Source organism: Prevotella sp. MA2016 (assembly GCF_000619825.1).
Taxonomy (GTDB): Bacteria; Bacteroidota; Bacteroidia; order Bacteroidales; family Bacteroidaceae; genus Prevotella.
This window is the reverse complement of the sequence record NZ_JHUW01000009.1, coordinates 19,666-35,159: the sequence shown is the minus strand read 5'-3', so window position 1 is coordinate 35,159 and position 15,494 is coordinate 19,666. Positions and strand designations below refer to the sequence as shown.

Annotated in this window: 9 protein-coding genes; 7 read left to right on the top strand and 2 right to left on the bottom strand. The window is 47.4% G+C overall.

Translation table 11 applies throughout. The features are described 5' to 3' along the window. Nucleotides 1-26: 26 nt before the first annotated feature. The 7 genes from T360_RS0106210 to T360_RS0106180 all read left to right on the top strand — a co-directional run bounded on the left by T360_RS0106210 (nucleotide 27) and on the right by T360_RS0106180 (nucleotide 12,125). Nucleotides 27-3,299, top strand: coding sequence for a TonB-dependent receptor (locus tag T360_RS0106210; protein WP_028912012.1), 3,273 nt, complete (start codon nucleotides 27-29; stop codon nucleotides 3,297-3,299). A 15-nt stretch (nucleotides 3,300-3,314) separates the two neighbouring features. After that, nucleotides 3,315-5,204 (top strand): RagB/SusD family nutrient uptake outer membrane protein, encoded by a 1,890-nt coding sequence (locus T360_RS0106205; RefSeq protein ID WP_081772717.1) that lies wholly within the window; start codon nucleotides 3,315-3,317, stop codon nucleotides 5,202-5,204. A 21-nt stretch (nucleotides 5,205-5,225) separates the two neighbouring features. Then, the gene (locus T360_RS0106200; RefSeq protein ID WP_155949397.1) at nucleotides 5,226-5,942 is read left to right on the top strand and encodes a hypothetical protein; all 717 of its coding nucleotides are present in this window, start codon (nucleotides 5,226-5,228) and stop codon (nucleotides 5,940-5,942) included. Between the two features lie 68 nt (nucleotides 5,943-6,010). Further along, entirely contained in the window at nucleotides 6,011-7,750 is a 1,740-nt protein-coding gene (locus T360_RS0106195) for a DUF6057 family protein (RefSeq protein ID WP_155949396.1), read from the top strand. 8 nt (nucleotides 7,751-7,758) lie between these two features. Beyond that, nucleotides 7,759-9,234 carry a PD40 domain-containing protein gene (locus T360_RS14775; protein ID WP_036929101.1) on the top strand — a complete coding sequence of 492 codons (1,476 nt, stop codon included), beginning with the start codon at nucleotides 7,759-7,761 and terminating at the stop codon, nucleotides 9,232-9,234. Between the two features lie 12 nt (nucleotides 9,235-9,246). Next, a complete protein-coding gene (locus T360_RS0106185) occupies nucleotides 9,247-10,638 on the top strand; it encodes a DUF6057 family protein (protein ID WP_028912008.1) in 1,392 nt (463 codons plus the stop codon). Continuing rightward, on the top strand, nucleotides 10,635-12,125 hold the full coding sequence (locus T360_RS0106180; RefSeq protein ID WP_081772715.1) for a PD40 domain-containing protein: 1,491 nt from the start codon (nucleotides 10,635-10,637) through the stop codon (nucleotides 12,123-12,125). Before T360_RS0106185 ends, T360_RS0106180 begins: the two co-directional genes overlap by 4 nt. 31 nt (nucleotides 12,126-12,156) lie before the next feature. Here the strand turns inward: T360_RS0106180 and T360_RS0106175 are convergent, their stop codons facing one another. Beyond that, a complete protein-coding gene (locus T360_RS0106175) occupies nucleotides 12,157-14,430 on the bottom strand; it encodes a glycoside hydrolase family 9 protein (protein ID WP_081772714.1) in 2,274 nt (757 codons plus the stop codon). Between the two features lie 28 nt (nucleotides 14,431-14,458). Continuing rightward, entirely contained in the window at nucleotides 14,459-15,487 is a 1,029-nt protein-coding gene (locus tag T360_RS0106170; protein WP_028912005.1) for a low specificity L-threonine aldolase, read from the bottom strand. Nucleotides 15,488-15,494 lie beyond the last annotated feature (7 nt).

Below are 15,494 nucleotides of genomic sequence, written 5' to 3'. Positions count from 1 at the left end.
AATTATCTATAGTTTAAAACTTAAGTATGAATCGAAATTTTAGAAAGACAGCGCTGCTGATGAGTGCCATGGCTATGTTCGGCCTTGGTTACTCTTCGAATGCCTACGCCGCAGGAGCTCCTCAGGAGATCCAGCAGGCAACGAAGAAGATTACAGGTACTGTAGTCGACGCTCAGGGCCCCGTTATCGGAGCTAGCGTAGTTGAAAAAGGTAAATCCGGAAACGGTGCCATTACCGATTTCGACGGAAACTTTACTCTCAACGTTTCGCCAGGTGCTACGATCGTTGTATCGTACATCGGCTATGTTACTCAGGAAATCAAGGTTGGTAATCAGTCAAACTTCAACATCACACTGGTTGACGATGACGCCTTGTTGGACGAAGTTGTAGTTGTTGGTTACGGTACCATGAAGAAGAAGCTGGTTACCGGTGCTACAGTTCAGGTAAAGGGTGAGGAAATCGCCAAGCTGAACACAACCAACGCACTTGAGGCTATGCAGTCAAGCACTCCTGGTGTACAGATCACCCAGTCTTCTGCTCAGCCAGGTAAGGGTTACAAGGTTTACATCCGTGGTATCGGTACCACAGGTTCTGCTTCACCTCTGTATGTTATCGACGGTGTAGCTGGTGGAAACCTTGACGGTATTAACCCTAACGATATTGAGAGCATCGACGTATTGAAGGATGCTGCATCGGCTGCCATCTATGGTGCCCGTGCTGCCAACGGTGTAATCCTTGTTACTACTAAGCAGGGTAAGGCCGGTAAGATCGAACTCAGCTATAATGGTGCTATGGGTTGGTCAAAGGCTTATAAGCGTCCACAGCTGCTCAATGCACAGCAGTACATGACCATCTTTGACGAGTATAATTTCAATACTTCTGGTGCAAAGATTAATTGGGCTGACTATGTTCCACAGGATATTCTCAACAAGGTGAACAATGGTTGGGAAGGTACCGACTGGTGGGGTGCATTCGAGAATAACAATGCAGTTCAGCAGAACCATTCAGTAACACTGACTGGTGGTACTGACCGTTCTAAGTTTGCTATGTCTTACACCTATACTGGTAACGAAGGTATCATGGGTGCTGACAGAGCTTCTTACTACAATCGTCACACTATCCGTATCAACAGTGATCATGTGCTCTTGAAGGTCAAGGATTTCGATGCTATCACCATCGGTGAGAACATCTCTATCGGCTATAACAAGAATCACGACCTGGCTGAGGACGGTATGTACTGGAGCTATATCCACAGTCTGCTTCAGACTTCTCCACTGGTTCCACAGTTTGCTGACAATGGCGATATCTACGCTTATCAGAATCCTGATGGTACACCTGCTTATGGACAGGGCTGGAATCCTTCTATGTTCAGCAACCCATGGGAGAATCTGTCTAAAGGTGGCTTCAACTCAATGGCTGAGAGCCGTAACTTCAATGCCAGTGCTACTGGTTTCATCACCATCCAGCCTATCAAGGGCCTGAGATTCCGCTCACAGTTCAACTATAACTGGGGTTCTGGTGCTTACCGTAACTTTGGTATTCCTCGTGCTCCAGCAGAAGGTTCTGCTATCGTTGACTCATATAACGTTAGCCAGAGCTCTTGGATGAACTCTTCATTCTCTGTAGAAAATACACTTACTTACGATCTTCCTATTATTGCTGGTCATAAGATTAGCGCTATGGTTGGTCAGAGTTACCAGAGCAGTGCTTGGGGTACAAACCTCAGCGGTTCTAACAAGGTTAAGTTCGGCGAGCAGCTTGCTACCCTGAAGAACTGGGATTCAGCTTGGCTGTCTAACCTGAAACTGACAAGTGCTACCGATGCTTCGCTCACTGGTAACCCTAATGACGAAGAGTATCTTGCTTCTTGGTTCGGTCGTGTAACTTGGGACTGGAACGAGACTTATATGGCTACCGTAACCATGCGTTATGATGGTTCAAGTATCTTTAACGATGGTAAGCGCTGGGGCTTCTTCCCATCAGTATCTGCTGGTTGGGTACTCACCAACGAGAAATTTATGCAGAGCACTAAGAGCTGGATGGACTTCTTCAAACTCCGTGCTTCTTGGGGTCAGAACGGTAACTGCGCTATTTCTAAGTATCAGTATCTGGCTACTATCGCTATGTCTGGTGATGCTAACGACAGTGGTTATAAGTTCGGTTCGGACATGGAGACTTCTACAAGCGGTACTCCTAACACCGGTGCTTATGCTAACATCGTTCCTAACCCTGACCTTACTTGGGAGACTTCTGAGCAGCTCGACTTAGGTTTCGACGCTCGTTTCCTCAACAGCCGTCTGGGTGTAAACTTCGACTGGTATAAGAAGACCACTAAGGACTGGTTGATCACAGGTCCAATGATTGCTATCCAGGGTACCAATCCTGCTGCTATCAATGGTGGTGACGTAGAGAACACTGGTTTTGAGCTCGCTCTTACTTGGAACGACAATATTGGTAAGGACTTCAGCTATAACATTGGCGTGAACCTGGCTACCAATAAGAATAAGGTAACTCGTATTGCTAACGAGAACCACTATCTGAATGGTGCTGGTAACCTGCTTTCACAGGGTACTGAGTATATCTACCGTGCTGAGGAAGGCAAGCCTATCGGCTACTTCTATGGTATGTCTTACAGCGGTATCTGGCAGAATCAGGAGCAGATCGATGCAGCTCGCGCTGCTGGTAAGGCCGTTCTTGACAATGCTCAGCCTGGTGACTGCATCTGGGATGACTGGAACAACGATGGCGTGATTACTTATGCTGAAGGCGATCTTTGCGACCGTCATGAGATTGGTAATCCTAACCCAGACTTCACCCTTGGTATCAACCTCGGTTTGAACTATAAGGGCTTCGACTTCGGTGTTAACGGTGCAGGTGCATTCGGTCAGCAGATCATGCGTTCTTACCGTTCATACGGTGACGACCCCGACCAGAACTACGATACTACTATCCTGAATCGTTGGCATGGTGAGGGCACTTCTAACAGTCAGCCACGTATCTCTGCTACAGGTCACCAGAATACTATCTGGGTATCTAACCGCTATATGGAGGATGCAGACTACTTCAAGATTAAGACTGTAACTCTCGGTTACGACTTTAAGAACATCTGGAAGTCTTGCCCATTCCAGCAGCTCCGTTTCTATGTACAGGCTCAGAACCTCCACACCTTCACAAGCTACACTGGTCTCGATCCTGAGGTTGGTTCAGCCGGTGGTGGTAATGGTTGGGCATCTGGTATCGACCTGGGTCTTTACCCAACCGCACGCACATTCTTGGTTGGTGCAAGTATTAAATTCTAATTCGATATTTAAGATATGAAAAAATATATTTTATCATCGTTAGCTGTTTTGTCAGCAGCAGCGTTTACATCTTGTAACGACATGCTGGATACAGATCCACGTGTTACTGAGATGACACAGGCTACTTTCCCTGGTAAGCCTGCCGATGTTGAGGCCTTGAATGCAGCAACCTATAGTATCATGAATACCATGGGTGGCGGCGACTCAGATAACCAGAATATCTTCTTCTGGTGGGAAGTTATGTCAGATGACTGCTACGGAAGTGGCGGTTTGCAGGACAACAAGGTAAAGTCACTTCATCACCTTGTAGAGATGAGTACAAGCCAGTTTGAGACTCCATTCATCCTCCTGTATGGTGGTATCTCACGTGCTAACAACCAGATTGAGACTATTGATAATGTGCCCTGGACAGATAAGCAGCAGGCTCAGCGTAACCAGTTGCTTGGTGAGGCTTACTTCATGCGTGGTCTCTACACCTTGTGGCTCACACAGCTGTTTGGTGATGTGCCCCTAATCACTTCTACCACTATTACTCCTGAGATGGAGGAGCAGGTAAGTGCTGAGGATGTAATCTATCCACAGATTCTCTCTGACTTTGTTTCTGCAAAGAGCTTGATGGGTACTGATAAGGGCTTTGGTGATGGTCATGCCAACAAGTATGTTGCCGAGGCATTCATTGCTCGTGCTTACATGTTCTGGGCTGGCTTCTATAAGAAGGTAGGTGAGCTCGCTACAGGTTCTGCTCCTGCTATCACACTGGTAGAGCAGGAAGGTTGCTCAGGTTCTCTTTCTCAGGCTGATGTTGTCAGCGGTCTGAAGGAGATCATTGGCAGTGGTGCTTACAAGCTCTGTGAGGACTACCGTTCACTCTGGCAGTATTCTAACAGCTTGCTGTGGGCTGAGGCTCAGGATGATGCAGATCATGGTTATGCCTTCATCAAGGATATGAAGCGCGAAAACTGCTTCGATATGCCTGGTATGGGTAATGGTAACACTGAGGAGCTCTTCCAGATCCAGTTTATGAATGCTTCAAGCTGGAACATCGGTGGTACTTACAACGCTCAGCGTATGTATTCTAACTACATCTCTGTATTCTGGGGTCTGCGTAATGGTGCTTCTAACCAGAATGGTGACCGCAACAATACTTATCCATTCAACCAGGGTTGGGGTCAGGGTACTCCTTCTTGCAACATCTGGGACGACTGGACAGATGCTGAGAGATCTGGTGAATATACTGACCTCCGTAAGAAGGCTTCTCTGATTGATCTCGATAATGAACTCGCTAAGTACACCTATGAGAAGGATGACTGTGAAGAGTCTGGTTATTCTGTGAAGAAGTATGCTGAGGTTAACCTCGATGCATGCGGTGCAAACAACGACACATGGTGGTCTCAGGCTCCTGGTTATACCAGCAGCTCTCTTGACAACAAGATGCAGGGCGACCACTTCGAGGATTTCTATCTGATGCGTTATGCTGACGTGCTTCTGATGGCTACCGAGCTTACTGGTGATGCTTCTTATATGAACCTGGTTCAGAAGCGTGCTGGTGTTCCTGAGACTCCATACTCTCTGAAGGCCGTTCAGAACGAGCGCCGTTGGGAGTTCGCATTCGAGGGTCTGCGTTTCAACGATTTGCGTCGTTGGTCTGGTAAGGATGCAGGCGAGAGCTCAATCGCAGCTAAAGCTCTTCAGGCTCAGGCTGGTAAGAAGATTGTTTGCCTCGGCGACAAGTCTAACAAGCGTACAATGGAGCACATGACTTGCTCTTGGGCTGAGCGTTATGCCGCTACTAATGGATTCTTGGCAAAGCCACAGACTCAGATTACTCTGATGAATGGTAAGATTGAGCAGAACCCAGGTTGGGATGCAGCTGATGCTAAGACTCAGTATAAAGTTCTTTATTAATGTAATAAAATCGTAATCAATATGAAAAAGATATTTTTGATGTTATTCGCAGTATGTGCCTTTGCAGCATGCGATCCCGTTCATGAGGATATCAGCAATGCCGGTCACATCACTGTTGATGAGCTCAAGGCAATGACTACTGTTTCTGTAGATAAGGCAGCCAGTGGTCAGAACGGAAACGTTATTACCTGCTCAACTTCGGCTCCTGTTAATGCCAAGTGGTCTATTGGAGGTAAGGATTTCGTTAGCAATTTCGCTAAGAAAAAGATGAAGCTCGGTGCTTATACTGTAGTTCTTACAGCTCTTTGTCCTGATGGTACACAGCTTACAGCTGAATATCCTGTAACTTGCGACGAGATCACCGATCCTCTGACCAAGTACACCCTCTGGGAAGGTGAATTCACTGTTGGCGGTTGGGATGCTGCTCCTCTGCGTTTCAGCGATTCTGAAGGTCAGAATTTCCCAACTCTTACCGACGACTTCTACTTCGGTTTGAAGACCCTGATTCTTGACGTTAAGGAGGCCAGCGATGGCTGTACTGCTCGTGTCATGAACGGTTGGTGGAGCTCTACTTATGCAGATAATATTCCATTGACTTCAGGTATGAAGTGGGAGGTTACCATTACTGAGCAGATTGCTAAGGAGTGTGCTAAGGGTAATGGTGGTGCTGGTAAGGACCTGAACCTGCTGATTACAAATGGTTCTGCAACATTCACAAGTGTTTACTATGAGGAATAATCGTTCCTTGTTGTTATAACTAAAATGAGGCTGGCTCAATCAGTGAGCCAGCCTTTTATAGCCCAAAAATGACTAAAAAAACTAATATCTCCAGAGCCATCCTCTATGTAAGTATGTTGGCTTTTATTTCATTTGCTGTATATCTGCTTTATCTTAATCAAGAGGTATTATATACGGCACATGATCGCTCTGAATTTCTTTATGGAGCGCCTTTTTACTGTTCGTTACTATCAAAACCTTTTGGTTTGATGCAATATGTGGGCGCGTGGCTCACACAGCTCTGTTATTATCCAACCTTAGGTACATGTATCCTGATTCTTATCTGGGGGGTCATCTTCTATGTAGGGACCAAAGCGTTCCGGCTACAGGGAAGCGCCTCGGCATTGATGCTCTTGCCTGTTGCCTGTCTGCTTACTTCTATTGTTGACCTGGGTTACTGGATCTACATCTTTTCTATTCGTGGCTACTGGTTCTCGCAGTCAGTAGGCTATCTCTTGATGCTTCTGCTGCTATGGGCTGCAAGCAGTACACCTAGAAAGTGGCACCTTGTTTGGTATCTGGTGGGCTTTGCTTTGTACCCTGTTTTGGGGTGGTTCGCCTTGCTCTTTGTAATTTGTCTGGTGGTTACCGGTAAACCTACCTGGCGTGAATTATTAGCTATCATCCTGGTGCTCTTTACCGCTGCTATCTGGCGTGCGTTACTATATTCCGATCAAAAACTGGCCGATGTGGCATTGGCTGGCTTCCCACAATTTGTGACACCGGTGGAACATAGTGACCAGTTGTCTATCCCATTCTGGGTGCTGGGCGCTATTTCTATACTGATTCCTTTATTCCGTTACTACCTGAACCATGGGATTGTTCCAGTGCTTTGTGCTGTATCGGCTATAGCTTTCTGCCATGTATTCATGTTTAATGAGCCTCGTTATATTGACGAGATGCGTATGGTGCGCTATGCCGAGAGCGACGACTGGAAAGGAGTGCTCCAGGTGGCCACAGAAAATCATAAACCTACAACAACGATGGTTATGCTCCGGAATATTGCGCTGATGAACGAAGGCGGACTGCTTGACCGTTCGTTTAAACTTGGCAATAGTGGGGTAGATGTATATCAGCCTGATACACTCCATATCAGTATGATGAACATTGCGGCACCGCTGGTTTATTATAACTATGGTAAGATGAATTATGCTACGCGGTTGAGTTTTGAAAATACTGTAGCCACAGGACTGTCGCCTTTCTATATGAAGCTCTTATGGCGTTGTGCTGATGCAACAGGTGAAAAGAATTTGGCCGGACGCTATCGTAAGATGCTGCAGCATAACCTGTTTTATGAGCATTGGCATCCTGCTCCAATTACAAATACTGTAAAAGAGTTAAACAACTCGTTCGATGACGAGATTAATGGTGTTGAGAATGATAGTGAGCGCTATATTATCAATAGCTTTAGTCATTCTGCGGATACAGTCAGTCAGGTGGCTTCTGAACAGGCTTTGTTCTATTCCATGATACGTCGCGACTCACGTTGTTTCTGGGCATCGTTGCGCAAGTTTGTGAAACTGCACCCTGGCGGCAAATTCCCGTTGCATGCTCAGGAGGCATATATCATGTATCTTGATAAAGCCCCCGAAGAGAAGCGTATGATGCTCCCTGTAGAGCAAGAGGTCTATGACCGCTATAAGCTGTTCTGGGAAGCACTTGGAAGTCATGTAAAAACTGGCGTGAAACTAGAAGATGTAGGTGTGAAGATGCAAGCAGAATGGGCCGATACCTATTGGTGGTATAATATCTTTGGACGAAAATTGTAATGACGTATATGAAAAGATTAAGAATAATATTGCTGGCGTGGGGGATATTGCTTCTGGCATCGTGTGTGAATCACCCTGATGTGCCTGCGTCAAGTCGTGATGCAAAATGCTGGCCTACGATATTTCCTGATTATAATGACGTTACCGTGCCTTGTAATATTGCGCCGCTTAACTTTATGTTGTCTGCTGATGAGTATGAGGCATGTGTGGCACGAATCAGTACGCCTGATGGCATGCAACAGACGTATGGCGATGGTGTGAAGGTGCTTATCCCTGAAGAGGAATGGCATGCTATGCTTCTGGCGGCAAAGGGCAGAAGCATCAAAGTGGAAGTATGGGGTAAAAAGGCTGATGAATGGTTGGCTTTCACGCCCTTTGAGATACATATTGCTGAACAGCCTATAGATGAATATCTGTCATACCGTCTGATAGAGCCATCGTATATTGTTTATGACTATATGGAGATAGCTCAGCGCAACCTTTCTTCGTTCGAGGAGAAGCAGATTTTTAATAATAAAGTGGCGTGCGACAATCCAAAGGGGCAGTGTATCAACTGTCATAGTTATCAGAACTATAAGACTGATAACATGCTGTTTCATGCCCGTGCTACTCGTGGAGGAACTGTTATCGTAAATGATGGCAAGATATCGAAGGTGGACCTGAAGCGCGATTATACGATATCCGCTGGTGTATATCCGGCATGGCATCCTACAGCTAAGCTTATCGCATTCTCTACCAATGAGACGCATCAGGTATTCCATACGGCAAATGCCAACAAAGTGGAGGTGTTTGATACGGCAAGCGATCTGGTGCTTTATGATGTGGCAACAGATTCTGTAAGCATTATCAGTAATGATTCAACGTTGTTAGAGGTGTTCCCAACCTGGTCGCCTGATGGAAAATACCTTTATTACTGCAAATCGGTTCCCCTCCCCGAAGAGATGCACGATAAGGATATCAGGACAACCTTCCAAAAAGTGCAATACAATGTATATCGCCGTGCGTTTGATGTGGCTTCGCATGCTTTTGGTGATGAAGAACTGTTGTATGACGCTGCTTCACATGACAAGAGTGCTACCTTGCCTCGTATCAGTCCTGATGGGCGTTATCTGCTCTTTGCTGAAGGGCAGTATGGCTGTTTCCATATCTGGCATCATGATGCCGATATCGTTTGTTTGCCACTTCATGAAGAGGGTAACCCACGCCTCAATCTGAATCGACTGAACAGTAAAGGCTTTGCCGAGAGCTATCCCACTTGGTCGAGCAATGGTCACTGGATCATGTGTGCCAGTCGTCGTGATGATGGCAACTACAGTCGCGTCTATATTGCCTATTTTAATAAGGGAAAAGTGGGGAAGGCCTTTATGCTGCCGCAGGAAGACCCAGAACAAAACATCACCCGACTGAAAAGTTATAATCGTCCTGAGTTCATGATAGAACCTGTTAAGATAGGAGTGGATGAATTTAGTAGAGTGTTTTTCTAATAATGTGTTCAGATGAAGAACTTACAAGTATTATATACGCTCCTTTTTGGTGTAGCGGTAGTGCTTTTCTTTGGACTGGCCTATCCGCATCATCTCCATTATCAGGAGCAGTTCCAGCTCTTTCTCTTCGATAGCAACTATGTGTGGGATATCGTCAAACAGCCAGGTGGCGTGGCCGACTTGCTGGGGCGGTTCTGTACACAGTTTTTTCTGTATGCCTGGGTAGGGGCGATTATTATTGGTGTGCTTCTCTCAGCAGTACAGCTTCTGATGTGTCGCGTGGCTCGTTGGGGCTGGCTCTATGGATTGAGTTATGTGCCTTCATTCCTGCTTTGGTTGTTCTTGCTTGACGAGAATGCACTGATGAGTGGTGTCTGGGCAGTATTGATAACGTTGCTTGTAGCATGGGGATTATTCCGACTGCCACGTGGATGGAAGCAATACGCTGCGATAGTGGTAGCCATCCCAGTGCTCTATTGGCTGGTTGGGCCCGTGTCTCTTCCGCTTCCATTTAGTGAGTTGTGGCATGGCGTGCATTATTATCGTTATCCTGCCGAATTCCCCGTGATACTCTGGAGTGCTGCTCTGTCAGTTTTCATGCTTGTGCTGATGGTGCGCATCTTCCATAAATGGACCAATACTTTGAAAAAGCCCATCGTTACACTGATTTCTTTCGCAGTGGTGGCTGTTGTGATGGGAAACGTGGTGTGGAAGAATAGCAATTTCAAGGCCGAGAAGGTGATGCAATACGATTTTATGGCCCGCTATCAGCAGTGGAATCGTATTATTGAGACCATCAATAAAGAGAAACCTAACAATCAGATTGGTGTGACGGTGCAGAATCTGGCGTTAGGTATGCATGGTCTTCTGGCCGAGCATCTTTTTGCCTATAATCAGAATGGCCTTGCTGGTTTGTTGCCTGATGTCGGCACCGATGCCATCAGTCCTTTGCCAACAGCCGAGGCCTTCTATCAGTTAGGTATGATTACTGTTGCTCAGCGCACGGTGTTCGAGGCACAAGAAGCGATTCTTGATTTCCAGAAGAGCGGACGCTGCTACAAACGTTTGGCGCAGACCAATCTGATTCTCGGCAACTATGAGGTTGCACGTAAGTACCTCTTAGCCTTGCAAAAAACACTCTTCTATCGTGATTGGGCCACGAAGACACTCCCATTATTAGGTGATGAGAAGGCGATAGCCAAGCATCCCGAATACGGACGTTTGCGCCAGATGGGCTACCAAGAGAATTTCTTCTTCGGCGATCATGTTACAGCAGAGATGCTTCAGAAACTAGTAGCGAGCAATGCCAATAATCGCTTGGCTTTTGAATATCTGAAGGCTTACTACTTGCTGACAGGCGATCGTGATAACTATACCAAATTATTACTTCATTCCATTAAATGATGAGAAAGATATTATTAGGTGTTAGGTGTTGGATGTTGGGTGTTGGGTGTTGGATGTTGGCATCTTGCACAGTGACACCTGAAAATGCCAAGCAGGAGGTGTCGTTGCCTCATATCTATCCGGATTATGTCGGGGTGACCATACCTGTGAATATAGCTCCCCTTAATTTTAATATGGCTGATGAAGGGGCCTTGTTTGTTGATGCTGTCATCACCGACCGTCATGGTAACAGTTTGCGTGGACAAGGTGATGAGACTGTTGACTTTGATCTTGACGACTGGCATCAAATGCTACAACAGAACCGTGGCGACTCACTGAGCGTCACCGTGTCTGCTAAGTATGATGAAGGCTGGCATACCTATAGCCCCTTTTCTATCTATGTCAGTTCGGACAGTATCGACTATGGTATCTGCTACCGACTGATAGCACCAGGTCATGAAGTGTGGAGTAAGATGGGTATTTACGAGCGTGATCTCTCTACGTTCGAGGAACATGCACTCATTGAGAATACCCAGTTTGAGGGGTGTGTGAATTGCCATAGCTTCAACCGGGCTAATCCCGCAGATATGAGTCTGCATATCCGTGGTCCTCATGGTGCTACCTTACTGCGCAAGGGCAACGGACCTATCACTGCTTATAACACTAAGACAGACCAAACACTGGGCTTGTGTGTGTATCCCTATTGGCACCCTTCCGGGCGTTATGTGGCCTATTCTACTAATGTGACTAAACAGACGTTTCATAGTGCTCATCGCAACCTGATAGAGGTGTTTGATGAGGCTTCCGACCTTCAGGTGTATGATGTGGAGAAGAATGAACTGATACTTTCGCCACTCGTCAAGCAAGACTCTATTTATGAAACCTATCCAGTGTTCTCTGCCGATGGGCGTTCGCTCTATTTCTGTGCGGCTCGGGCACTGCCAGAGGATAACCATCAGTTAGACTCAATTCGTTATAATCTCTGCCGGATAGACTTCGACCCTGAAACAGGTAAGTTTGGTGATAAGATAGAAGTGGTTGTTGATGCCGAGGCGCTTCATAAGTCGGTGTCTTTCCCTCGTCCGTCTTACGATGGCCGATATCTTTGCTACACAATTTCTGATTACGGCCAGTTCAGTATCTGGCATCATGAGGCCGACCTCTATCTGCTTGACTTTAAAACCAATCAGAGTCGGCCTATGATTGAGGCTAACTCTGAGGATACTGAGTCTTTCCATAACTGGAGCACCAATTCACGCTGGCTGGTGTTTAGCTCGCGTCGCGATGATGGTCTTTATACACGTCCTTATTTCTGTCATATCGATGATAAAGGCACTGTGAGCAAGGCATTTATGTTGCCACAACGCAACCCACGCCGATTCTATCGTGAGCGTTTCCTTTCTTATAATGTGCCAGATTTTGTCATCGCTCCGACACATTTCGATGGGCATAAGGCCAGTCAGATTATCAACGCTAAATCCAGGAAGGATTTCGGCGTACGCAAATAAGAATGGGAGCCACGAGCTCCCATTCTTATTTTTATCTGATGGCGTAGAGGTAAGCTAAGAGAGCCATCTTGCCGCGCATGGTTTCACGCGGCGTGAACTCACCATTTACCCAGAAGTAACGCTGGTTGAAATATGACTCCTGGCGTGGCCACCCGCCATTGTTCCAGTCGGGATAACAGTAGGCTAAGATGATCCGGGCATCACCGCCGTTATGTCCTGGCGACCATGTTTCGGTGCCATTGAATGGTGTCTGACCTGGATGAGTGCCAGGGGCACCATCGTTGCGTCCTGTAGAATAGACATCGGTGATATGGCGCTCACCTAGTCCCGTCATCTCTACGATATTGCCGGGGTTGCGACCGAGCGCCCAGCCAGCTTCGATAAACATGATATGCTCCAGTTGCTTGCGTTTAGCTTTGTCACCCAGATAGTGAGCCAGCATTACCAGTTGCAGGTTCTGGGAGGTCTGCCAGCGACCATCGTTGGCGGCGCGGCGTGATGGGCGCTGCTGTACGTGCGAGATATTATACTTCTCGGCCTCGGCATTGATGGCGGCCTTTATGTCCTGATACAGCTCGGAATAATGGCGGGTGTGAGGACAGGTCATATAGGCTGCTGCTGTCCAAACCGTAGCAATGCTTACCTTGTATTTCTCCTCAGCAAAGATCTTCTCCCACTGTTCGTCGCCCGTTACATTATAGAGGTAAGCGGCAGCCATCTGGCGGAAGTCGCGACCGCGCATCTGCATCGAACCGATGTCCTGGCGGTCGTCGAGCTGCTGGTTCTCTTGGCGCTCAGCAAAACGGAAGGCCTTGATGGCTTCCGCGGTATAGTATTGGCACAATGAGTCGTTCTTGTTCTGACGGAAAGCCTCGGCCAAGATAGCGCAGTTGGCTGAATTGGCCCAAGCAGCCATGGTAGTACAGCCTGCCTGGAACATGACGCTCCAATCGGCGCATGGGTTGGTGACACCCTGCGAGTAGGCTTCGCCGTCACGGATAGAGAGGAAGAAGTCAACCTCGTTGCGTGCCTCGTCGATCAGGTCGGGGATACCATTACCACTCTCACGGATACCAAGGGCATCCTCATTCAGTTTCCCACCAGAGAGGACATAAGGCAGGAGCATATCATAGATATTGCTGACATGAGCCAGATGGCGATCCCAGTCGAAGGCATCGGAGTGGCCGCCTTTCACCTCGGTGTTAACAGGGTTTCCAGGCAGACGGTGTTGCCAGAAGATAGACTGCTTGAGTTGCTTGAAGTGGGGCTCATCCCAGACATCGGTGTGCAACTCGCGCCAACCGGGGCTCCAAGGGTGGAAATCGGTTTTGTAAACAGTGAAGCCCTTTGGATCGGTCTCAGGAATGAACTGAGGCTGTCGGGGTGCAGGGAACACGTGTCCGGTGTCGATAGGTTCGCCCAGGCGCATATAGTAGTAACCGCGTACTGAGTAACGATAGGGTTCATAATAGATGTCATCAGCCACTTCAAAGTCCATGCTGCATCCTACATCCTCAACTACCAATCGGTAGCAGCCAGGCTTGTTGGCACTGAAGTCGATGTTCCACACATCGGTGCTGATAAGACTTTTACCTCCGGCTTCTTTGGAGGAAGCTGAGGCTGGCTGCCAGAACTTCACGACACCCACCTGTTGTTTCTTCTTGGTGTTGACATTATAGAGCCAGACACGGCGACCTTCCAGTGCCTTATAGTCGCGCTGACCGCCATCACCTAACCACTGATACAGATCGGCAGCATGTATAGCCTCCTGTGGTGAATAACCGATGATATTGACGTGGACTGCCTCTGACTGGTTATTCCATACATCAAAACGTATAGAGGCTTCGGCTTTGTCGGCACCGATACCTGTGGGGATGGCTACCTTGTAGGTGCATCCCTGCTTCATTGATTGGGGCATTTGGATGAATAGCCAATGGTCGAGTTCGCTCGTCAGTGTGTGGTCGAAATTCATAGGCTTCGACTTTCGCCATACTGCCAATGGCTGGGCTTGGCCGAAGGCTTTGTCGTCGGGCGAGCTGAGCCGCCACAGACCTGCCTTCTGGGCTTCGGCGACTTTCAGTCTCTCGCCGAAAACCAGAAGGGTGTCGTCGCCCTCGGCAAATGAGTGTCCAAGATAGGCACTCGGTCCTGTACCATTATCACGATAATGTACTTCGCCATCGCGGAAGTGCAGCATCAGATAATCCTTGTCGATCACTTTGATGCCCAATAACTTGGTGGCATCAGCTGGTGTTGCTGTTATCAGGAACATGCCTGTGAGCAGGGTTGAAAATAGTTTTTTCATCGTTTTTAGTTTGGTATATGTTTTGAGTTTAGTCTAATAATCTTTCCAGCTCGTCAAGTTCTTCTTCGGTAGTGGCCCAACTGGTAACAAATCTACAGATGGTGTGATATTTATCGGCTTGACCAAAGTGGGTGAACCTCATCTTCTGTTCCAGTTTGTCAACCTGTTCGTTGTCGATAATCACAAACTGTTGGTTGGTGGGTGAATCGACGTAGAACTTGAAATCTTTGCGGATAAAGATCTCCTTCATGCGCATCGCCATCTTGATGGCATGCTCGGAGAGCTTAAAGTAGAGGTCGTCAGTGAACAACGCGTCAAACTGCAAGCCAATCAGAGCACCTTTGGCAATCACGGCACCATGCTGCTTCTGGATAGAGAAGAAGTGCTTATGTGCATTCTGGTGAGTGAACACGACAGCTTCACCACATAGTGCACCTATCTTGGTGCCACCGATATAGAATACGTCGCAGTGGCGAGCCAGATAGGGTAAGGTGATGTCGTTATCCTCTGCCATCAGACCATAGCCCAAACGCGCACCATCGATATAAAGAGGTATCTCGTAATGCTGACATACCTGATAGATGTCGTTCAGCTCTTTAGCGCTGTAGAGCGTACCGAACTCTGTGGGGAAAGTGATGTAAACCAAACCAGGATGCACAGCGTGGTCTTTGTTGCCATCGTGCATATAGTCGTCCAAATACTTGTCGAGTGTAGCGGCCTCCATCTTGCCATTGTTGTCGGCGATGGTGATAATCTTATGCTCGGTGAACTCCACGGCACCTGCCTCATGCACATTGATATGGCCACTGCCCACACAGATGACACCCTCATACTGATACAGCATGGAGTCGATGGTGGTGGCATTGGTCTGTGTGCCGCCTGTCAGAAAGAATATCTGAGCATCGGGCAGACCACAGGCTACACGGATGCGCTCTTTAGCACGTTCGCTGAACTCATCGAAGCCATAAGGTGTTGGTTTGGCATCGTTATATTTAATGAGGTTCTCCAAAACTTTTGGATGAGCCCCGTTGTTGTAGTCGCATTCAAATGATATCATATTTTGT

Coding starts and splice junctions, on each gene's coding strand:
- T360_RS0106210 (WP_028912012.1), top strand. CDS start 27: ATGAATCGAAATTTTAGAAAGACAGCGCTGCTGATGAGTGCCATGGCT.
- T360_RS0106205 (WP_081772717.1), top strand. CDS start 3,315: ATGAAAAAATATATTTTATCATCGTTAGCTGTTTTGTCAGCAGCAGCG.
- T360_RS0106200 (WP_155949397.1), top strand. CDS start 5,226: ATGAAAAAGATATTTTTGATGTTATTCGCAGTATGTGCCTTTGCAGCA.
- T360_RS0106195 (WP_155949396.1), top strand. CDS start 6,011: ATGACTAAAAAAACTAATATCTCCAGAGCCATCCTCTATGTAAGTATG.
- T360_RS14775 (WP_036929101.1), top strand. CDS start 7,759: ATGAAAAGATTAAGAATAATATTGCTGGCGTGGGGGATATTGCTTCTG.
- T360_RS0106185 (WP_028912008.1), top strand. CDS start 9,247: ATGAAGAACTTACAAGTATTATATACGCTCCTTTTTGGTGTAGCGGTA.
- T360_RS0106180 (WP_081772715.1), top strand. CDS start 10,635: ATGATGAGAAAGATATTATTAGGTGTTAGGTGTTGGATGTTGGGTGTT.
- T360_RS0106175 (WP_081772714.1), bottom strand. CDS start 14,430: ATGAAAAAACTATTTTCAACCCTGCTCACAGGCATGTTCCTGATAACA.
- T360_RS0106170 (WP_028912005.1), bottom strand. CDS start 15,487: ATGATATCATTTGAATGCGACTACAACAACGGGGCTCATCCAAAAGTT.